16 protein-coding genes and 1 pseudogene are annotated in these 19,455 nt (G+C 63.7%); 9 read left to right on the forward strand and 8 right to left on the reverse strand.

Going from position 1 to position 19,455, the window contains the following annotated elements; all coding sequences use genetic code 11:
* Window positions 1–51: 51 nt before the first annotated feature.
* The gene (locus CXY78_RS16450; RefSeq protein ID WP_092340169.1) at window positions 52–816 is read right to left on the reverse strand and encodes an MIP/aquaporin family protein; all 765 of its coding nucleotides are present in this window, start codon (window positions 814–816) and stop codon (window positions 52–54) included.
* Between the two features lie 243 nt (window positions 817–1,059).
* On the opposite strand from CXY78_RS16450, the gene dhaK reads away from it, so the two are divergent.
* The 4 genes and pseudogenes from dhaK (at window position 1,060) to CXY78_RS16470 (ending at window position 4,305) form a co-directional block, all read left to right on the forward strand.
* Complete coding sequence (dhaK, locus tag CXY78_RS16455; protein WP_092340221.1) at window positions 1,060–2,061, forward strand: dihydroxyacetone kinase subunit DhaK; 1,002 nt, start codon at window positions 1,060–1,062, stop codon at window positions 2,059–2,061.
* A gap of 11 nt (window positions 2,062–2,072) precedes the next feature.
* Window positions 2,073–2,756 (forward strand): dihydroxyacetone kinase subunit DhaL, encoded by a 684-nt coding sequence (dhaL, locus tag CXY78_RS21765; protein ID WP_092340168.1) that lies wholly within the window; start codon window positions 2,073–2,075, stop codon window positions 2,754–2,756.
* Between the two features lie 10 nt (window positions 2,757–2,766).
* Window positions 2,767–3,465, forward strand: coding sequence for a dihydroxyacetone kinase phosphoryl donor subunit DhaM (gene dhaM, locus CXY78_RS16465; RefSeq protein ID WP_233206220.1), 699 nt, complete (start codon window positions 2,767–2,769; stop codon window positions 3,463–3,465).
* Window positions 3,466–3,932: 467 nt separating this feature from the next.
* Window positions 3,933–4,305, forward strand: a pseudogene (locus tag CXY78_RS16470) (multidrug efflux SMR transporter).
* Here CXY78_RS16470 and CXY78_RS16475 read toward each other — a convergent pair.
* The 3 genes from CXY78_RS16475 to CXY78_RS16485 form a co-directional block, all read right to left on the reverse strand.
* Window positions 4,302–6,200, reverse strand: a complete 1,899-nt coding sequence (locus CXY78_RS16475) for a Na+/H+ antiporter (RefSeq protein ID WP_104090284.1) — start codon at window positions 6,198–6,200, stop codon at window positions 4,302–4,304. The pseudogene CXY78_RS16470 and the gene CXY78_RS16475 sit on opposite strands and share 4 nt — an antisense overlap.
* A gap of 30 nt (window positions 6,201–6,230) precedes the next feature.
* On the reverse strand, window positions 6,231–7,160 hold the full coding sequence (locus CXY78_RS16480) for an aldo/keto reductase family oxidoreductase (protein ID WP_104090286.1): 930 nt from the start codon (window positions 7,158–7,160) through the stop codon (window positions 6,231–6,233).
* Window positions 7,161–7,792: 632 nt separating this feature from the next.
* Window positions 7,793–8,368, reverse strand: a complete 576-nt coding sequence (locus CXY78_RS16485; RefSeq protein WP_158253338.1) for a CPBP family intramembrane glutamic endopeptidase — start codon at window positions 8,366–8,368, stop codon at window positions 7,793–7,795.
* A gap of 561 nt (window positions 8,369–8,929) precedes the next feature.
* Here CXY78_RS16485 and CXY78_RS16490 point away from each other — a divergent pair.
* Window positions 8,930–9,652 carry a hypothetical protein gene (locus CXY78_RS16490; RefSeq protein ID WP_369827334.1) on the forward strand — a complete coding sequence of 241 codons (723 nt, stop codon included), beginning with the start codon at window positions 8,930–8,932 and terminating at the stop codon, window positions 9,650–9,652.
* 12 nt (window positions 9,653–9,664) lie between these two features.
* Here CXY78_RS16490 and CXY78_RS16495 read toward each other — a convergent pair whose 3' ends face one another.
* From CXY78_RS16495 to CXY78_RS16505, 3 genes are read right to left on the reverse strand one after another with little or no spacing between them, the layout of a single operon-like run.
* The gene (locus tag CXY78_RS16495; RefSeq protein ID WP_104090289.1) at window positions 9,665–12,055 is read right to left on the reverse strand and encodes an excinuclease ABC subunit UvrA; all 2,391 of its coding nucleotides are present in this window, start codon (window positions 12,053–12,055) and stop codon (window positions 9,665–9,667) included.
* Window positions 12,018–14,195, reverse strand: a complete 2,178-nt coding sequence (locus tag CXY78_RS16500) for a S9 family peptidase (protein WP_104090291.1) — start codon at window positions 14,193–14,195, stop codon at window positions 12,018–12,020. Before CXY78_RS16500 ends, CXY78_RS16495 begins: the two co-directional genes overlap by 38 nt.
* 14 nt (window positions 14,196–14,209) lie before the next feature.
* Window positions 14,210–14,974, reverse strand: coding sequence for an SDR family oxidoreductase (locus CXY78_RS16505; protein WP_104090292.1), 765 nt, complete (start codon window positions 14,972–14,974; stop codon window positions 14,210–14,212).
* A 165-nt stretch (window positions 14,975–15,139) separates the two neighbouring features.
* Here CXY78_RS16505 and CXY78_RS16510 point away from each other — a divergent pair, with 165 nt between their 5' ends.
* The 4 genes from CXY78_RS16510 (at window position 15,140) to CXY78_RS16525 (ending at window position 17,843) form a co-directional block, all read left to right on the forward strand.
* Window positions 15,140–15,622, forward strand: coding sequence for an NfeD family protein (locus CXY78_RS16510; RefSeq protein ID WP_104090294.1), 483 nt, complete (start codon window positions 15,140–15,142; stop codon window positions 15,620–15,622).
* Window positions 15,615–16,595, forward strand: a complete 981-nt coding sequence (locus CXY78_RS16515) for an SPFH domain-containing protein (RefSeq protein ID WP_104090295.1) — start codon at window positions 15,615–15,617, stop codon at window positions 16,593–16,595. Before CXY78_RS16510 ends, CXY78_RS16515 begins: the two co-directional genes overlap by 8 nt.
* Window positions 16,596–16,598: 3 nt before the next feature.
* Window positions 16,599–17,363 carry a glycerophosphodiester phosphodiesterase family protein gene (locus CXY78_RS16520; protein ID WP_233206221.1) on the forward strand — a complete coding sequence of 255 codons (765 nt, stop codon included), beginning with the start codon at window positions 16,599–16,601 and terminating at the stop codon, window positions 17,361–17,363.
* Between the two features lie 111 nt (window positions 17,364–17,474).
* Entirely contained in the window at window positions 17,475–17,843 is a 369-nt protein-coding gene (locus tag CXY78_RS16525; RefSeq protein WP_092340159.1) for an RNA polymerase-binding protein RbpA, read from the forward strand.
* 54 nt (window positions 17,844–17,897) lie between these two features.
* On the opposite strand, the gene lnt is transcribed toward CXY78_RS16525, so the two are convergent.
* The gene (lnt, locus tag CXY78_RS16530) at window positions 17,898–19,454 is read right to left on the reverse strand and encodes an apolipoprotein N-acyltransferase (RefSeq protein ID WP_104090297.1); all 1,557 of its coding nucleotides are present in this window, start codon (window positions 19,452–19,454) and stop codon (window positions 17,898–17,900) included.
* Between the last annotated feature and the right edge of the window lies 1 nt (window position 19,455).

Raw genomic sequence — 19,455 nt, forward strand, 5'->3', positions numbered from 1 at the left:
CTGGTCGCACGACAACGGACCGGTCCGCGGGGACCGGCCCGTTTGTTCAGGTCAGGTGAGCAGGGGAAGGAGCGGGATAGCCACCCAGCCGGCGAGCAGACCGCCGATGACGGGCCCGACTACGGGTACCCAGGAGTAGGCCCAGTCGGAGCTGCCCTTGCCCTTGATCGGCAAGATGAAGTGCGCGATGCGCGGACCAAGGTCACGGGCCGGGTTGATGGCGTACCCGGTGGGCCCACCGAGCGAGGTACCGATGACGATGACCAACAGGGCCACGGGAAGCGCTCCGAGAGACGCCAGACCGCCGTTGGCGCCCTGCCGGTCTCCACCGAAGGCGATGACGACGAAGACCAGCACGAACGTGCCGATGATTTCCGTGACGAGGTTCCAGCCGTAGGAGCGGATGGCTGGTCCGGTGGAGAATACCCCGAGCTTGTTGGCCGGGTCGGGTTCGGCGTCGAAGTGCTGCTTGTAGGCGAGCCAGCAGGCGACAGCGCCCAGGATGGCTCCAATCAGCTGCGCCCCGATATACGCGAGCACGGACACCACGTTGACGGGGACTCCCATCCCGAATTCCTTGGCTCCGTTGGCGACGAGCCCCAGGGTAACGGCGGGGTTGAGGTGTGCCCCCGAACGGTAGGCGACCACGACTCCGGCAAACACTGCGAAGCCCCAGCCGATGGTCACCATAAGGAACCCACCGCCAAGGCCCTTATTCTTGGCCAGGGCGACGTTGGCGACGACGCCGGTTCCGAGGAGAACCAGCATTGCAGTGCCCACGACCTCCGAGACGAATACAGCTCCGATATTTTCCACGAGAACCTTTCTGATCAGGTCGGGGACGCCGAAGCTGCCCCTCTGCGGCGAGCGGTTGGCAATAACATAGCGCGCGGTGTCGTGGAGGGGAATGGGCTGGCGGGGTTCATTGGGCCCCTTTCCGGGCGTGGTTTCAGCGCGTATGGTAATTTTTGGAAGACGGCTGCCCCGGGCGGTGCTGCCCGGGCCTTGCCGTGGTCCTCTCTCTGTCGAACCGTGGCATCACCGAGTGAATGGATGGTCATGAAGAAGCTCATCAACGATCCCAAGAACGTGGTCAACGACGCCGTCGCCGGATTCGAGGCGGCGCACGGTGACATTGTGCGTATCTCGCACGATCCGGTCTACATTGTGCGTAACGATGCCCCGGTGCAGGGAAAGGTGGGAATCGTCAGCGGTGGTGGAAGCGGGCACGAACCGCTGCACGGCGGTTTCGTCGGCTACGGCATGCTGGATGCCGCGGTGCCCGGAGCTGTTTTCACCTCACCGACTCCCGACCCGATCCTCGCGGCAACCCAGGCCGTCGATGGCGGCGCCGGCGTGCTGCACATCGTGAAAAACTACACCGGGGACGTGTTGAACTTTGAGACGGCGGCCGATCTGGCATCCGCTGAGGGTATCGACGTGCGCGCGGTCATCATTAACGACGATGTCGCCGTCAAGGACTCGCTCTACACGGCAGGTCGCCGGGGCGTGGCGGGCACGGTTCTGGTCGAGAAGATCACCGGGGCCGCCGCCGAACGCGGCGATGACCTCGATGCCGTGGTTACCGTCGCCGAAAAGGTGAATTCCCGCGTGCGCACAATGGGAGTCGCGCTCACTCCCTGTGTGGTGCCGCACGCCGGGGAGCCGAGTTTCGTGCTCGCCGACGATGAGATCGAGATCGGCATTGGAATTCACGGCGAGCCGGGGCGGGAGCGGATCAAGCTCGAGCCCGCCGACGCGATCGTGGACCGGCTGCTCGGCCCGATCCTTGAAGACCTGCCCTTTGTAAGCGGCGACGAAGTACTCCTGTTCGTCAACGGCATGGGCGGTACACCGCAGATCGAGCTCTACATCGTCTTCCGCCGGGCCGCCGAAGTGCTCAAAGAGAAGGGAATCACGGTCACCCGGAGCCTCGTCGGCAACTACACGACCAGCCTCGAGATGGCGGGAACGTCCATCTCCGTTCTGAAACTCGACGACGAGCTCACGGGGCTGTGGGACGCCCCGGTGCAGACTGCGGCGCTACGGTGGGGACGGTAGAAGGAGATTCGATGACCCTGAACGATCAACCAGACTCCGTTTTCGCTGACGCCGCGCCAACGCTGGACACCGCCTGGACTGTGCGCTGGATTCGCCGGAGCGCTGAGGTGCTCGCGGCCAACCGTGCCGCCCTGAATACCCTCGACCGGGAAATCGGCGATGGCGATCACGGTGAGAATATGGATCGCGGTTTTCAGGCGATCCTGCCGAAGCTCGACGCTCTGCCCGACGAGACAACGCCCGGAGCGGTGCTGAAACTGGTCGCCACGACGTTGATCTCAACGGTTGGCGGTGCTGCCGGTCCGTTGTACGGCACGGCTTTTCTGAAGGCCTCCGGTGCTGTCGGGGACGCCGAGTGGGTGGATGCGGCCGCTCTGGTTTCCCTTCTGGCTGCAGCCCGCGACGGCATCGTGCTGCGTGGCAAAGCGGATGAGGGCGACAAGACCATGATCGACGCCTGGACACCGGCCGTGAACGCGGCGTTGTCTGCGCAAGCGGCCGGTACCGGCGTCGACGTCGTCTTGCTGGCCGCAGCGGATGCCGCAGCGCGCGGCGCGCAAGCCACCGAGCCGTTGGTGGCACGCAAGGGACGGGCGAGCTATCTCGGTGAGCGGGCGATCGGCCACCGGGATCCGGGTTCTCAGTCGACGTCGCTGCTGCTCCGCGCCGCTTTCGACGTGCTGGCGACCGCGTGATGGTCCGCGAGTGAGCGCGGCGGTATCCGCTGACCGCGTTGGCCTGGTTTTTGTCTCGCACAGCGAGAAAATCGCGGCGGGGCTGGTTGAACTTGCGCGTCAGATGGCGCCGACGGTGCAACTGGTCGCTGCGGGAGGAACGGATACCGGGGGGATCGGTACCAGCTTTGAGAAGATCAGCGACGGCATCACCGCGGCGAACGGCGGCGTCGGCGTGGTGATTCTGTGTGATCTGGGTTCGGCGATTCTGACCGCGGAAACCGCGCGTGATTTTCTTGACGATGCCGAGCAAAACCAGGTGCGAATTGTGGACGCGCCGCTGGTCGAGGGCGGGGTGGCCGCAGCCGTGGCCGCAGAGATCGGGGGAGACCTCGATGCGGTCGTGGCGGCCGCGCAGTCAGCGCTGCACCCGTCGAGTAGCGCCCCAACGGCCGCTGAACAGCCCGCAGCGGCCGGGGTCTCGCGCACCGTGATCCTCGTCAACAAAGACGGATTGCATGCACGACCCGCCGCAGAATTCGTGAATCTGGTGAGCACGTTCTCGGTTCCGATCACCGTGAACGGCACGGACGCCAGCAGCCTGCTGAGCATCATGTCGCTCGGTCTGGCTCGGGGAAGCAGCGTGCAGCTGTCGTCGACTGACCAGTCGGCCGGCCCGGCGATCACCGCCCTCGCAGAACTGTTGGAATCAGGTTTCGGGGAAGAGTAGGCCAGACTCCAGAGGTTTGCCGCAAAGTCGCAGAGCGGTTACGTGCCTAATTGTCCAATTCGGCGTATCGTAATGGCATGATTCAGGACAGGAAGACCCCACGAGGCCCGGAACAGTGGGACGCGACCGATTTTCGGTCATGCCCGATCTGCTCACACGCCATGCGAGAACACGCCATCGACCATTCATCGCGAAATACCGTGGTCGACTGCCCGGTTCCGCACCCCGGAGCCTGGGACCGAGACGCTTTCGAGCCGGTCAATGAATTCGGAATGGTGATTCACCACTCGCACGCCTAAGTCGTCAGGGCGAAGTGGCGCTGAGTGGATGCTTCCGCATTCGCGGGTCTGGCCTGTGTGCACGGGGGTGCCCAGTGGGTCTGCTCATAGTCGAGGAGGCCGTGGAATGCGACCCCGGACGGTGGATCAGCCCCGGAGCACGACAAGACTGGCCGAGGAGTGACAGTCATGTCGTGGATCGTACTTATCGCGTCCGGAGTGCTGGAGGCCGTCTGGACGACCGCGCTCGGCAGGTCCGTGGGTTTCACCAAATTGTGGCCGACCGTCATTTTCGGTGCAGGGCTCGCGCTGAGCATGGGAGGCCTGGCCGGGGCAATGCGCGAAATCCTAATTGGGGAGGCTATGCCGTCGGGGTTGGCATCGGCGCACCTCTAACGGTGATCGGGGCGATGGTCAGCGGGACACCAGCATTTTCTGGCTGTAGATCGCTTTGCTTGTCGGGCTCATCGGCTGCGTCGTCGGCCTCAAGCTCGTGCACGCCCCTACCGAGGCTACAACCCTCGGGGACACATCTCGAGGCGCGTCGACGAGCTCGCGCTAACCGAGGAGCTCGTCAACGTAACACCAACGCCACAATTCCCTCGGCTCGGCGCTGCACATGATGGGGTGGCCGGACTCTTGGAAATGCCTGGTCGCGTGCTGACCGACGGATGAATCGCAGCACCCCACCTTGCCGCACAGTAGGCACATCCGAAGGTGTACCGGGGTAGTGCCTTCGCGTACACAGTCGTAGCATTCCGAGTCCGGTGGCACTGGATGCTCACCGATGGCCCGTAAATGCTCGCAGCCGCCGGCGCCCAGGGGGACTCCAGCGGTGTCGGGCCGGATCGCGGCAGGAGCTTCGGCACTGAAGGTGCTGCCCGCGTCGTCAGGCGAGGTGTCCAACATAGATTCTTCAACATCGAGCATCTCAAGCACTTCGCTGATTACCTCGTGGGCGTATTCTCCCGAGCGGCGCAGTTTCAGAACCCGGGCGCGCTCCGCATCGAGCATAGCCAGCCGCAACTGTACGTAGCGTTTACTGGGAGTGCGGTCCGCGAACTCCGATCGTCCGAGGCGTTCCCAGGCCGCCCGGTTGCGTTCCTGGGTGCGGCGTTCGAGCATGTCGAGCACCTCAGGCGGATCGTCGGGCCGAGTGTGCCGCCGCAAGTTTTCTATTCCCGCAGCGGTGGCCTGATCCATTAGCGCAGCCTGGCTGAGCGCATCCGCTTTGGTATCAGGACCACGTACCCCCAGCAGGCGAACGAGCCGCGGCAAGCTCAGGCCCTGCACAACCAGGGTTCCGGCCACCACTCCTAGGGCGGCGAGAACGAGGACTGGACGGTGGGCGACGCCTTCCGGTAGGGCGAACACCGCAGCCAGGGTGACGACACCGCGCATGCCAGCCCACGACACGATGGTGGGCAACTGCCAGGGCGGTGCGGGGTCGACCTGTCGAATTTTGGGTATCAGCCGAGGGAGATAAATCGCTGGGAACACCCAAATCGGGCGCAACAGGAGAACCGCAACGAGGATGACAGCGCAAGCACCCCAGATACGCCCGGCACCGAGCGAGTCGCCTGAGGTCGCCTCAATGATCGACCGTACCTGTAATCCGATCAGAAGAAAAACGGAGTTCTCGAGCAGAAACTGCGCCGTCGCCCAGTTGCTGCGCTGGCTCAATCGCGACGCGCCGCCCGGCATAGCTGGCGTTCTTGTACCGATCACGAGGCCGGCGACAACGACAGCCAACACGCCAGATGCGTTGACTCCCTCAGCAGGAATATAGGCCACAAACGGGGCTGCAAGAGACATAGACGTGTTTATGGCCACGTTGCGAACCCGTTTTCGGATCTGCAGCAGGAGCCACGCCGCGACCAAGCCGATCACTACAGCCCCACCGGCAGCAAAAGCGAGGTCTGACGCCACTTGCCAGACGGTGACGCTCCCGCCAATGGCGACGATCGCCGTGCGAAGAAGCACCAGCGCGGTCGCATCATTGACCAGCGACTCACCCTCCAAAAGGCTCACAACCCGCCGCGGGAGCCCGACTCGGCGCGCGATCGTGGTCGCCGCGACTGCATCCGGCGGAGCCACCACCGCACCCAGGGCAAATGCAGCAGCCACGGGAATTTCTGGGATCAACGACCAGACGATCAAGCCGATCGCCACGGTGCCAAAAATGACATATCCGACCGACAGCAGGCCGATAGACCGCAGGTTCGTGCGAAATTCAACCAGGGAGGTACGGATAGCGGCCGCGTACAGCAGTGGAGGAAGAATTCCCACCAACACCAGTTCCGGATCCAACTTCACCGCTGGAATAAACGGCAGATATGAACCGATGACACCGACCACAACGAGCAGCAGTGGAACAGACAGGTTCAAGCGTCTAGCGAGTGCGCTGGCCGCGCAGACGACAACGACGAGAGTGAGAAGACCGAGTGATACGTCCATCCATTACCGCCAAGAGTTTAAGGTGCCTGACTACGGCAAGATATGTCCAGCGGCCGTGAAGAGTCGGTACCACTCTTCGCGCGTGAGGGCGATATCAGACCCCGCGGCCGAATCGATCAGATGGTGAACGCTGGTCGTGCCGAGTACAACCTGCATGTGGGCGGGATGACGAGTGATCCAGGCTACGGCGATGGCAGCCGGGGGAGCATCGTAGGTTCGAGCAAGGTCCTCGATGACGTTGTTCAACGCGGCATAGTTTTCTCGATCGTTCAGGAAAATACCGTCGAAGAAACCCTTCTGGAACGGCGACCATGCCTGCAGGGTGATGTTGTTCAGTCGGCAGTAATCGAGAATGCCGTTGTCCCGGTCGATGGACTGGTCCAGGCCAGCCATGTTGGCCGAGACGCCGGCGGCAATCAGGGGCGCATGCGTGATGCTCAACTGCACCTGGTTGACGATGAGCGGCTGGGCCACCGAGCTTTTCAATAGCCCTACCTGTCCCGGAGTGTGATTGGAGACGCCGAAATTGAGTACTTTTCCCGCGTTGTGCAAAATGTTGAACGCCTCCGCGACCTCGTCGGGTTCCACCAGGGCGTCAGGGCGGTGCAGCAGCAGCATGTCGAGGTAATCGGTCTTCAACGCCGTGAGCGACTCGTCGACCGATCGAAGGATGTGCTCCCTGGAGAAGTCCCAGAAGCCCGATCGAATGCCGACCTTTGACTGGATAGCGACACGTGCCCGATCTTCTGCCGAAAACGATACGGCGTCGCCAAAACGCCGCTCACATTCGTGGGGTTCGCTGCCGTACACGTCGGCGTGATCAAAGAAATTTATGCCGGCCTCTCTGGACGCTCCAACCAAGGATCGGATCTCTTCGTCGGCCAGGGGAACGATCCGCATCAGCCCCAGAATGATGTTGGAGACCTCGAAGTGTGTATTCGGTAACGTCATTGTCTTCATACCTCCAGTCTGGGTGCAGACGGGCCAGAACAACACCCCGGTCTATTACTTTTGGAAGGGAACGCTTTCTGTGCGTCAGGCGGACCGGAGTAGGGGAAAAATCCTATATTCCGGACCTCTCATCGATCTGGGTTGCCCCGTCTCATCTAAAGTGAGGCAGAGATGGCCGGAATTTCGCCGCTACCTCATTTAGGGCAAAGGGCTGTTACGGTTGACGCCCGGTCATTGGGCATAATTTCGGGACAGTCAAACGGGCGCCGCCGCCTCCCAGCACGGTCAGAACCGCCAACTTTCGGGGGAGCGTCCGTAGGAGGTCCCACTAGCGGGCGCTCCCGTTTCGTCCCTCTGATCTCGCTCGGTGTCAGCTGAAAACATGCACCGGTAGCGACTGTCAACGATGTCTTCAGGCTCAGGAGATTGGGCGCCCAGCAGGGCACGCGTTTACACGTTGCTAGGGAGAGCGTCGCTGCCGATGAGGCAATCAGCGCAGCAGCTTTCGGGAAATAAGCGGGTGGGGCGCGGCTCTCCGATATCGCTGGTGAGCGTGCTGCGAGATCGCAAGTTGAAGGTGCTGACGTTGACCACTTTTCGCGGCGTCGCTTGGAACACTTGTAGCCGAGCGCCGGTGTCAGTTAGATGGCTGGGTGCGAGTCATTCTGGTCTCGGAGCCCCTTCGCGGCACAGCCCTGACCGGCTGTCGCAGGCCGTGAATACGGCGCCATTGCAGATGCTTGTCCGCTCGGCTCACGGGGCAACCTAAACCGGGCGCGTGCTGCGCGCCGGGCGATGTGCCGCAGTGCGGCAAGCCCGTAAATCACAAAGATCACACACGTGACGGCCACGACGAGATCGCCGTAAGAAGTGCGCGCGAGGATCGACGTGAAATCCGCGAGTCCGTGAATGACTATCAGCGGCCAGATCCACGAGAAGCGGTATTGAAACGCGGCGAGAGCGAAGCCGTAGGTCGCTGAGGCGAGCACGTTCGTCAGGACGTCGTACGTTTCCCTGTCCGTGGTGGCGAAGGCGGACAGGTGTTGCAACCCGAATAGCGCTGCTGTTACCGCAACGGCAGGAATGGCGGTGAAGCTTCGGCTCAACCGACTGAGCACGACTCCACGGCTGATGAGTTCTTCATTGAATCCGACCAGGAGGAGCGTGAGAGTCCAGAGGCCGAAACCTGGTGGCTGATCCGTGAGACCGTTCGGCACTACCCGGAACACCGCCTCGGCAAACGGGACGGGAAACGGTTAACACAGTGCGCACGACACGGCCCCAACATCGAAAAAGCTGCGGCTTGTTCAGGGCGCAGCGTGCGTATTTCGCAATACGCTCAACGTATGGACTCGCGAAGGCGGAGGAGGCCCCCGACGCGCCGATTGCTTGCAAGGTCCGTGTGATTTTGTTCGCATCAAAACTTCGCTGCTGGAAGTCTCCTCGTCGGCGTCATGCCGAACACCGCCACCTCAGAGGGTTGTAAAGCTCCTGCATCGTTGGGAATATCATCAAGAATCTCGGCGATGTGAATTTCACGCCCCGGGCTCGCTGTCATACCTCGGTATTGACATAATGTGCATTATCGGTCATGGGCCCGGGCTTCCGAGAGGGGTGCCTGATGCGCCGTCCGCAGCTTCCACCCGGCCTGAACCCGGCTTGAAGCAGCCAGGAGTCGCAGAGAACTCGCCTGACCGGGTGGGTACGAACAGCATGGTCGACCGCATCACCCCCGAACCACGGATGCCGACCGCGCCCTGGTCGCCGATACCATCTGCGTGTGCGACGCCTGGCCCGTGGTCTGCGAACCCATCTTCCAGTGGGTATTGCAGGACTCCTTCGCTGACGCACGCCCGCCCTACGAACGATTGCGCACCCAGCTCGTCGCCGATGTCGAGCCCTACGAGCTGATGAAACTACGGTTGTTGTATGCCAGCCACCAGGGCCTGTGCTATCTCGCACATTTGATGGGATACCGGCTCGTGCGCGATGCCGCGGTCCATCCGCTGAACGCCGCGTTCCTTCGGGCCTACATGGACGAGGAGGCCTCCCCCACACTCAAGCCGGTGCCCGGCATCGACCTCGATGCGTACAAGAGCGAGCTCATCGCGCGCTTCTCCAACCCGAGCGTGCGCGACACCGTCGCCAGGCTCTGCAACGAATCCTCCGACCGAATTCCCAAGTGGCTCGTGCCGGTGATCGTCGACGAACTCGCGGCCGGGCGTTCGATGGCCCTGTCGGCGGCCATCGTGGCGAACTGGGTCCGCTACGCCGAGGGCACGGATGAGCTGGGCCAGCCCATCGACGTCGCCGACCGTCTCAAATATCCCGTCATGCAGAACGCCGCCGGATTCGCCGCCGACCGGCATTCCTTCCTGCAGGACCGCGACCGGTTCGGCGACCTCGTCGACGAACCGACGTTTGCCCGGGCCTACGACCGGGCGCTCGAGTTGCTGCACACCGTCGGTGCGCGAGCGACTCTGGTTGAGTTGCTCGCGTAACCGGCTGCCGGGTCAGGCGTCGACGTAGGCCGCGAGGTGTTGGCCGGTGAGTGTGGCTCGACTGGCCACGAGGTCGGCCGGCGTTCCCTCAAAGACGATTCGGCCGCCGTCGTGGCCGGCCCCTGGACCCAGGTCGATGATCCAGTCGGCGTGCGCCATCACCGCCTGATGGTGTTCAATCACGATGACCGACTTGCCCGAGTCGACGAGCCGGTCCAGCAGGCCGAGCAGATTCTCCACGTCGGCAAGGTGCAGACCGGCGGTCGGCTCATCCAGAACGTACACCTCACCCTTGTCGGCCATCTGGGTGGCGAGTTTGAGCCGCTGGCGCTCACCGCCTGACAGCGTCGGCAACGGCTGGCCGAGTCGGAGATAGCCGAGCCCCACATCGGACAGGCGCACCAGAATGGCATGAGCGGCCGGAATTCGAGACTCCCCCGCTCCGAAGAACTCCTCGGCTTCGGTCACCGACATCGCCAGCACCTCGCTGATGTCGCGTCCATTCAGGTGGAAGTCCAAAACGGATGCCTGGAACCGCTTCCCCTCGCAGACCTCGCAGGGAATAGCGACGCCGGCCATGATTCCAAGGTCGGTGTAGATGACGCCGGCGCCGTTGCAGCTCGGGCAGGCGCCCTCGGAATTAGAACTGAACAGGGCCGGTTTCACCCCGTTAACCTTCGCGAACGCCTTGCGGATCGGCTCGAGCATGCCCGTGTAGGTTGCGGGGTTGCTGCGCCTGGATCCCTTGATCGCACCCTGGTCGACTGATACCACGCCGTCCCGCCACGAGACTGAGCCGGTGACCAGTGAGCTTTTCCCCGACCCGGCGACGCCGGTCAGCACCGTCAGCACGCCCAACGGGATATCGACGTCGACGTTGGTCAGGTTGTGTGCGCTCGCACCGCGCACTGGCAGGACACCCGTGGGTGCACGCACGCTCGGTTTCACGGTCGCGCGATCATCCAGGTGCCGACCGGTCAGCGTGCCGCTACTACGAAGCCCGGCGAGGGAACCCTCGAAGACCACCTCGCCGCCGTTCGTTCCCGCGCCGGGGCCGAGATCGATGATGTGGTCGGCGATCTGGATCATCTCCGGCTTGTGCTCGACAACGAGCACGGTATTGCCCTTGTCGCGCAGCTGCATCAACAGCGTGTTCATACGCTGGATATCGTGTGGGTGCAGCCCGATGGTCGGTTCGTCAAAGACATAGGTGACGTCGGTGAGCGAGGATCCGAGGTGACGGATCATCTTTGTGCGCTGCGACTCACCGCCGGAGAGAGTGCCGGAAGCACGGTCGAGGGACAGATACCCCAGCCCGATCTGCACAAAGGAGTCCAACAGCAGCCGCAAGGCCGTGAGCAGGGGCGCAACGGACGATTCGTTCAGGCCGGTGACCCATTCGGCGAGGTCGCTGATCTGCATGGCACAGGCATCCGCAATGCTGATCTCGTTGATTTGCGACGACCGGGCACCCTCATTGAGTCGGGTGCCGGTGCAGTCGGGGCAGACCGTGAACGTGACCGCCCGCTCGACAAACGCGCGAATATGCGGCTGCAGGGTGTCGACGTCCTTGCTGAGCATCGATTTCTGGATCTTCGGAATCAGGCCTTCGTAGGTGAGGTTGATTCCCTCGATTTTGATCTTGGTCGGCCCCTTGTGCAGAAGGTCGGCCAGTTCCTTCTTGGTGAAATCCCTGATCGGCTTGTCGGCGTCGAAGAAGCCACAATCGTTGAAAATGCGACCGTACCAGCCGTCCATGCTGTACCCGGGGATACTCAGGGCGCCACCGTTGATGGACTTGCGCTCGTCGTAAAGCGCGGTCAGGTCGATGTCGGTGACCGAACCCCGCCCCTCGCAGCGGGAACACATGCCCCCGGTGATGCTGAAGGTGCGGCGTTCCTTCACGGTCGTTCCGCCGCGTTCGATCGAGACCGCGCCCGCTCCGCTGATCGAGGCGACGTTGAACGAGTAGGCCTGCGGCGAGCCGAGGTACGGCTGACCGAGGCGGCTGAAGAGGATGCGCAGCAGCGCGTTCGCGTCGGTGGCCGTGCCGACGGTAGAACGCGCGTTCGCGCCCATCCGCTCCTGGTCGACGATGATGGCCGTCGTCAGCCCGTCGAGCATATCGACATCCGGCCTGGCCAGTGTGGGCATGAAACCCTGCACGAACGTGCTGTAGGTCTCGTTGATCATGCGCTGGGATTCGGCAGCGATGGTGCCGAACACGAGGGAGCTCTTTCCGGACCCGGACACGCCAGTGAACAGGGTCAGCCGGCGCTTGGGAATCTGAACGCTGACATTCTTGAGATTGTTTTCGCGGGCGCCCTGCACGCGGATCAGGTCATGGCTGTCTGCGACCTGGCGTTCAGCTGACGGGATGTTCGTGGTGAGGGTCTCGCTCATCTTTGCTCCTGTGATTAGTGGCACTGGGCAGGTGTCGGGCCCACCAGTCCAGAATAATCTCGAACCGTTGCAAACGGTGGCGGGGGTGACCGGTGCGGCTGAGGTCGTGGTTCTCCCCCGGGAAAACGACCAGTTCGGACTCCACTCCCCCACGTTTGAGCGCAGCGTAGTAGCGCTCGCCCTGCGACAGCGGGCAGCGCAGGTCCTGCGCTGAGTGCAGCACCAGGGTCGGGGTCGTCACCCGGCCGACCAGAAACTGTGGGCTCTGTGCCTGCAGCAGGGCGGCATCTGTACCGGCGTATTCGTCGCCGAAGAAGTCGCCGATGTCGCTCGTCCCGACGAACCCTTGCGGATCCAGAAAGCCGCGTTCCACGATGGCCGCCGCGAACCGGTGCTCGTGCGCGATCGTCCACGCGGTCAGATAGCCGCCGTAGGATCCACCCATGATACCGACACGGTGGGCGTCGAGGGTGGGCTCGGCGCTGAGAGCGCCAGCGAGAAAGTCCAGCACGTCGGCCAGGTCGAGGGTGCCCATGCGCTGGCGGATGGCGCGCCCGTGGGCCTGGCCATAACCGGATGACCCGCGCGGGTTGCAGAGAACCACCGCGTAGCCCGCGTCGACGTAGACCTGGGTCTCATCGAGGAGCGCACCGGTGTATTGAGCGAACGGTCCTCCGTGAATGGTCAGAAGCACCGGATGCGGTCCCGGCCCTGCCGGAGTGTGCACCCAGCCGTGCACCGGATAGCCGTCTCGTCCGGTGACCGTGAGCTCGATTCCGGGGATCAGTCCGGTGGCGCGCAGGGCCAAGGAAAAATCGGTGAGGCGTTTCGGCGGGGTCTCCGAAGCGTGACTGCCGGTGAGGCCCGGGTGGATGAGAACGAGGTCACCTGTCGTGCGGGCGGACTGCACCGCGACAACGACGGCGTCGCCGCAGGCATCCATAGAGGCGGCGACGGTGGCTCCGCAGTCGAGTGACTGCACCCGCCCCTCGCGCTCCACCCGTACCAGCTCGACCCGGCCACGACGACCCGTGAGCACGAGCACGGAGCCGTCCGTCAACGGACAGATCCCCCCGGTGGCATCGAGGTCGAGCAGATCCTGGTCGGTCTGGTTCGGGTCGGTCACCCGAATGGGTGCTGAACCGTCAAGCGAGACACCACTTCGGTAAAGAGCGGTCACCCGGCCGACGAAGTCTCGCCCGCTCGCACCCACGTCGGTTGCGAGCAGCCAGAGGGTACCGTCCTCGGCAGAGGCCAGCGCCGAGATACTGAGGTTTTGGGCCGCAGGCACGAAGGTGCGAAGCGGCGCGATGGTCCCGTTTGAAGCGGTATCGGTGCTGTCGCGGAGTGTGAGTTCGACCACTTCACTGCGGAGGTCGGTGTACCGTTCGGCCTGACGGGCCGAGATGGTCAGGAGCCTGGAACCGTCGGGCGAGAAGGCCAGCCCGGAATGATCGAAGTCTCCCTCGGTCAGCTGGCGGGCGACCGGTACTCCACTCGCGAAGCTGGCCGGATCCAAAAGGTCCGGTGTTGGCGCGCTACCCGGCGGGTTGCCGGACGGCGCCTGCGGTGCGTCGGTCACGGACGGCGCTACGGCGGAGGTCGGTTCGCCCCAGACATCGGGCACGACGGCGAGAAACACGTGTACGCGACGGTCACTGGTGTAGCCGACGCCGTTCGAACGATAACGCAGGGTATCGAAGCGGCGGGCCGGTTCCGAGTCGGCCGACAGACCCGCAACCGTGCCATAACGACCCTGCTCGGGGACCCGGGCCAGGAAGGCAATCCGGTCACCGTCCGGATGCCAGCGAAAGTCGCTCACGCCGAGAACCGCGTCGGTGACCGCCACGGGCTCGCCGCCGGCCGCATCAACAACGTGCAGCTGCGCGGCGCCGCCGGCATCGGCGCGCAGAAACCCGATTAGGCTGCCATCCGGAGAAAACCGGGGCGCCGAGTCACGAAAGCCGCGCGTGATGCGGCGCGGAGCCGGCTCCCCTGCCAGCGCGACGGTAAAGAGCTGGCCGACGTAATCATCCGCTGAAAAGTCGGCGTGTACCTGGGAGAACACCGCCCGCGACCCATCGGGATGGATCGTCGGGCGTGACAGCGACCCGAGTAAGGGAAGATCGGCAGCCTTCATCGCTTGGTCGCCCGCTATTCGCCGGCGAACCCGGACGTGTCGCCGACCAGGCGAGTGTTGCCGGCCGGGACCGGCGAGGTCGCGGCCAGGACGATTTCCGCTGCGAACTCGCTCACGTTGTACAGGCGACCGGCCGCCTCCTTGCGGGCGCTCAGAGCGCCAGGGTTGGACCGTTCGAGCAGCGTCGCCGTGATGGTGCCCTCGATCATGTCACCGGACACCACGACGAATCCGATACCGGACTCTTCGAGCTGGGGAATGACGGCGCGCAGGGCGTCTTCGCCGGCGCGCTTACTGCGGGCGACCGGCTCATACTCCGGCATGGTGGGTGTGGTCTTGACGAAGTGTGCCTGGTGGCTGGTGACGTAGACCACCCGGGAATCGTCACCGAGCAGGGGTACGGCGCCGTTGAGTAGATTGACCTGTGCGTCACGATTGAGCTTGATGGCGTAGTCCGCCGCCATGCCGCTCTCCATGCCGCCAGATGCGTTCATCACAAGAATGTCGAGGCCACCGAATTCGCTCGTGATGGTCGCGAACATCGCGGCGACCGATGCCGGATCGGTCAGGTCGGCACCGACGGTGATGGCGTCTCCCCCGGCGGCGCGAATGGCGTCGCGAAGCTTGTTCGCGCGTGCCTCTTTATTGCGGTAGTTGATGACGACGCGCGCTCCGGCCTCGGCGAAATAGCCGACAGTGTCGGCGCCGATGCCACGGGACGAGCCGGTGACGAGTACACGCTTGCCCTCGAGTGATCCTGCTGCAAGTGGATTGGTCACGCGTGCTCCTCAAGAATTCGGTCTGTTTGTGTCCGTGATGAAGTGTGGCCTGATCGGCCACTACCTACGCTTTCGACCTTATCAACAAGCCTCGGCCGCTCCCCCGGCGTGTTGTCGTCGGTACCTGCTAGTTTCGAGGTGAACGAAATGTGGAAGGTGTCACGCATGGTCGACCTGACCGATTATCTCTGGATTTTGTGGCTCGTGTTCATTCTCGTGGCCATCATCATCGAATTGCTGAGCCTGGAATTCACGTTCCTGATGATCTCCATCGGCAGCCTGGGCGGTTTGGCCGCGAATTTGCTCGGCCTGGACTGGTGGCTTCAGATCGTCGTTGCCGGCGGCTTGTCGGTGCTGCTGTTGCTGACGATTCGGCCGTTTTTGCTGCGCGCCCTGCGCAAGGGCGGCGATCCGGCGCTTTCCAATATCGATGCCCTGATCGGCATGAGTGGTCGTGTTCTCTCGACCGTCACCGAGACCGGCGGACTGGTGAAGCTGGCCAACGGCGAAACCTGGACTGCTCGTCTGGTGCTGCCGGGTGGCGGCACCGCAGCACCCGCTGAACCGGGCGAGCGCGTCACCGTGCATCTCATCGAAGGCTCCACCGCCATCGTCATCCCCGCCGAAAGGACCCAGAACAATGCTTGACCCCGCAGCTTTCATCGGTCAGATCTTCGTGATCGCCCTGCTCGCCGTGTTGGCGGTGTTCGTCATCGTCATTCTCGTGCGCGCCATTCGCATCATTCCGCAGGGTAACGCCGGGGTGGTCGAGCGCCTCGGCAAGTACCACAAGACGCTGCTGCCCGGTCTGAACCTGCTCGTGCCGTTCGTCGACCGGGTGCGGCCGCTGCTCGATATTCGCGAGCAGGTCGTCTCGTTTCCGCCGCAGCCCGTGATCACCGAGGACAACCTCGTGGTCTCCATCGACACCGTCGTTTATTTTCAGGTGACGGATGCCCGCGCCGCCACCTACGAGATCAACAACTACCTCGGCGCGGTCGAGCAGCTCACCACGACCACCCTTCGTAACGTGGTCGGCGGGTTGAACCTGGAAGAAGCGCTGACCAGTCGCGACAATATCAACAGCCAGCTGCGCATCGTGCTCGACGAGGCCACCGGCAAATGGGGTATCCGCGTGGGCCGAGTCGAGCTCAAGGCCATCGAGCCGCCCCACTCCATCCAGGACTCCATGGAGAAGCAGATGCGCGCCGAACGTGACCGTCGTGCGCTGATCCTCACCGCCGAGGGCACCAAACAGTCCGCCATTCTCACCGCTGAGGGCGCTCGCCAGGCGGCGATCCTCGAAGCCGAAGGTGATGCCAAAGCTGCCGTCCTGCGCGCGCAGGGTGAGGCGGAAGCCATCACCACGGTGTTCAAGGCCATTCACGATGGAGACCCCGACCCGAAGCTGCTCGCCTACCAGTACCTGCTCACACTTCCCAAGCTGGCCGAGGGCAGCGCTAACAAGCTGTGGATCGTGCCGAGCGAACTGACCGAGGCCATGAAGGGTATCGGCAGCGCCTTCGGCGCGAACGCCCACAACCCGGCAGCCGCGCCTGCCGCCTCCGCAACGCCCGCAACGCCCGCAACGCCCGCAACGCCCGCAACTCCGCAGGCCTAGGCGGTGGCCGAGAACGCCCCGTCAGTATTTCTGGACGCACCGTATCCCCGGGTCTTCGCCCACCGCGGTCTGGCGCATGAAGCGCCGGAAAACACCCTACTCGCCTTCGTGAAAGCGCTGGCGGGCGGGGCCACCCACCTCGAGACCGACGTGCACGTATCGCTCGACGGTGTGGCCGTGATCAGCCACGACCCCGATCTCACCGCCCTCGAACGGGACGTGCTCATCGACCAACTGACTATGACCGAACTGAAACGCATCAACCTGGGCTTCGGGCAATCGTTCACGTCCCTCGCCGATGCCCTCGAGGCCTTTCCGACGGCGCGGTTCAATATCGATATCAAAACGGATGCCGCCGCCGAGCCCGCCGCTCGGGCCATTCGTGACCAGCGAGCCACTCCCCGGGTTCTCGTGACCTCGTTCAACGAACCGCGCCGCCAACGGATCGTGGATCTGCTGCCCGGTGTGGTGTCGTCCGCCTCGTCACCGCTTGTGGCCCGGGCCTTAGCGGCGGCGAATTTGGGCCTTCCTGCGCTCGTTCGCCGTACCCTGGCGGGCTGCGTTGCCGTGCAGGTACCCGAGCGTGCCGGAATGATTCATATCGTGACACCCCGTTTCATCGCGATGATGCACCGGGTGAATGTCGAGGTGCACGTGTGGACGGTGAACGACCCGGCAGACATGATTCGACTGCTTGATCTGGGTGTCGACGGCATTGTCACGGATCGCACCGATCTGGCTGTGGCGGCCCTTACTCGCCGAACCTGAGAATTACCTCCCAGAACGGGGGGTTCGGGAAGGTTAACACCCAGCTTGATGGTTTACAAATGTGAAGGCATCGTGATCGATCTGTGATCGCGAGCGAGAGGAGACCACACTATGGCTGACCGCAGTTTGCGTGGCATGAGATTAGGCGCACAAAGCCTACAGAGCGAAGAAGGCGTCACCTTCTCCCCCCGGGTACAGCACACCTACCGGTGTGAAACATGTGGGCGCGAGACGGTAATGATTTTTTCGGCCGAAGCCGAGGCACCGGACGAATGGGAATGCAAATACTGCGCACGGACGGCGACCCGACTGGTCGATTCCTTGCCGGTGATCGTTGACCACTCCGACGAGAAGATTCCTCGGACCCACTGGGACATGCTGCTGGAACGTCGCACCAGGGATGAACTCGAAGAGTTGCTCGAAGAGCGTCTCTCCGTGTTGCGCCTGCGCCGTGGTGGCCAGCAGAAGATCGGCGCTTAACCGCCGGTTCCACCCCAGACGACCCCCGCACGTGTGTGCCGGGGTCGTTGTTGGTTAACGCTGTGTTCGCGAAGCGGTGCGCGCCAAGCGGCGACGTTGGCCTCCGGCGGCGCCGAAACAGAGCGCCAGACCGGCCAGACCCAACCCGGAGACGAACCATTCAATGCCTCGCCCAGCCACCATCGCCGGCGTAATGATGTCGCTGAGCGGCACCGTTTGCACCATCGCGCCAGCCGTGAAGGTCGGCAGGCTGTCCTGAGTGTGCCCGTCGGGAGTGATGATGGCGCTCGAACCGACCGTGGAGATGTTCACCACCGTACGACCCGTCTCGATCGCGCGCAGCCGGGCGATCGCGAGCTGCTGCACGCTCTCATCGGTGTGACCGAAATCGGCATTGTTGGTTTGAGCGAGGATGATCTGGGCCTTGTCGTCGATCATCTCGTGCACGAGTTGATCGTCGGCGATGTCGAAACAGATCGCGATCCCAGCCAGGATCCCGTTGATGTCGAAGGTATTGTCCCGGGTACCGATGCCGTAGTCCCGGCCGATGAGGTCGATCAGCTCCGGGGCGAACGGACGCCAGAAGGCGCGATCCGGCATATATTCCGCGAAGGGCACCGGGTGCACCTTGTCGTACACGTCAACGGCTCCGCGCCCGGCCTCCCAGAGCAGCGAGCTGTTGTAGAAGGTGTCTCCCGGCTTCGTGATGGTGCCGGTGATGAGCGGGGCATCCATTTCGGTGCTGACGTAGTCGAGCACCTGCGCGGCCGCTTCCGACCGGGCGGGGTCGATATCGCTCGCGTTCTCCGGCCAGACCACGAAATCGATTTTCTGGCCGATCAGCGGCAGCGTGGCCGAAACGTGGTCCTGCAGGATCTGGCCCGGAGAATATTCAGCAAAGAGCCCGGCGTCAGCGTTGCCCTGCACTGCGGCGAGGCGAACCTCACCGCTGGGGATGGTCGGCCACGCGGGCACGGCGAGCACCAGCGCAACGGCACCGACAGCGGTGCCGGTGCGCAGCCTGCGCTTCAGTTCGGGTTCGCGGAGCAACTGTACGGCCAAGGCGCTTAGCCAGACCATAATGAAGCTGAGGCCCGAGAGTCCCACCCAGGCCACGAGCGGGCCGAACGGACTCTCGGACTGGGAGAGCGCAACGCGGCCCCAGGCGAAGCCGCCGTAGGGCCAGACGGCGCTGATTGCCTCCCTGGCCGTCCACAACCCGGCGACGATAACCGGCACCACACCGAGGCGACCCCAGATGCTCGGCCAGACCCGAGGACCGTGCCGTAGCACGACCGCGGTGAGCCCGAGCCCAACGGCGAAGAACAGGCTCTCCAGCCCGCCGAGCGCGAACCACGGCACGAGACCGAGATACAGGGTGATCCAGTAGATGTGAATCAGCCAGAACGACAGGCCCGCGACCAGGCCAACGAGCAGTCCGGTCGCGAGGTTTCGACCGAGCAGCGCCAGGAGCATGAGCGCGACCCCGACCGGCGCGAGAAACCACCAGTCGCGATCCGGGAAACCGGCATCGAGAACCGCTCCCGCACCGGCGGCGACCAGAACGGATGCCCACAACGGCAGGCTGAACGCACGCTCACTCGCCCACATG

The sequence above is a fragment of the Cryobacterium sp. N19 genome, from assembly GCF_002929595.1.
Taxonomy (GTDB): domain Bacteria; phylum Actinomycetota; class Actinomycetes; order Actinomycetales; family Microbacteriaceae; genus Cryobacterium; species Cryobacterium flavum.

Coding starts and splice junctions, on each gene's coding strand:
- dhaK (WP_092340221.1), top strand. CDS start 1,060: ATGAAGAAGCTCATCAACGATCCCAAGAACGTGGTCAACGACGCCGTC.
- CXY78_RS16475 (WP_104090284.1), bottom strand. CDS start 6,200: ATGGACGTATCACTCGGTCTTCTCACTCTCGTCGTTGTCGTCTGCGCG.
- CXY78_RS16525 (WP_092340159.1), top strand. CDS start 17,475: ATGGCTGACCGCAGTTTGCGTGGCATGAGATTAGGCGCACAAAGCCTA.
- CXY78_RS16515 (WP_104090295.1), top strand. CDS start 15,615: ATGCTTGACCCCGCAGCTTTCATCGGTCAGATCTTCGTGATCGCCCTG.
- CXY78_RS16480 (WP_104090286.1), bottom strand. CDS start 7,160: ATGAAGACAATGACGTTACCGAATACACACTTCGAGGTCTCCAACATC.
- dhaL (WP_092340168.1), top strand. CDS start 2,073: ATGACCCTGAACGATCAACCAGACTCCGTTTTCGCTGACGCCGCGCCA.
- lnt (WP_104090297.1), bottom strand. CDS start 19,454: ATGTGGGCGAGTGAGCGTGCGTTCAGCCTGCCGTTGTGGGCATCCGTT.
- CXY78_RS16500 (WP_104090291.1), bottom strand. CDS start 14,195: ATGAAGGCTGCCGATCTTCCCTTACTCGGGTCGCTGTCACGCCCGACG.
- CXY78_RS16510 (WP_104090294.1), top strand. CDS start 15,140: ATGGTCGACCTGACCGATTATCTCTGGATTTTGTGGCTCGTGTTCATT.
- CXY78_RS16495 (WP_104090289.1), bottom strand. CDS start 12,055: ATGAGCGAGACCCTCACCACGAACATCCCGTCAGCTGAACGCCAGGTC.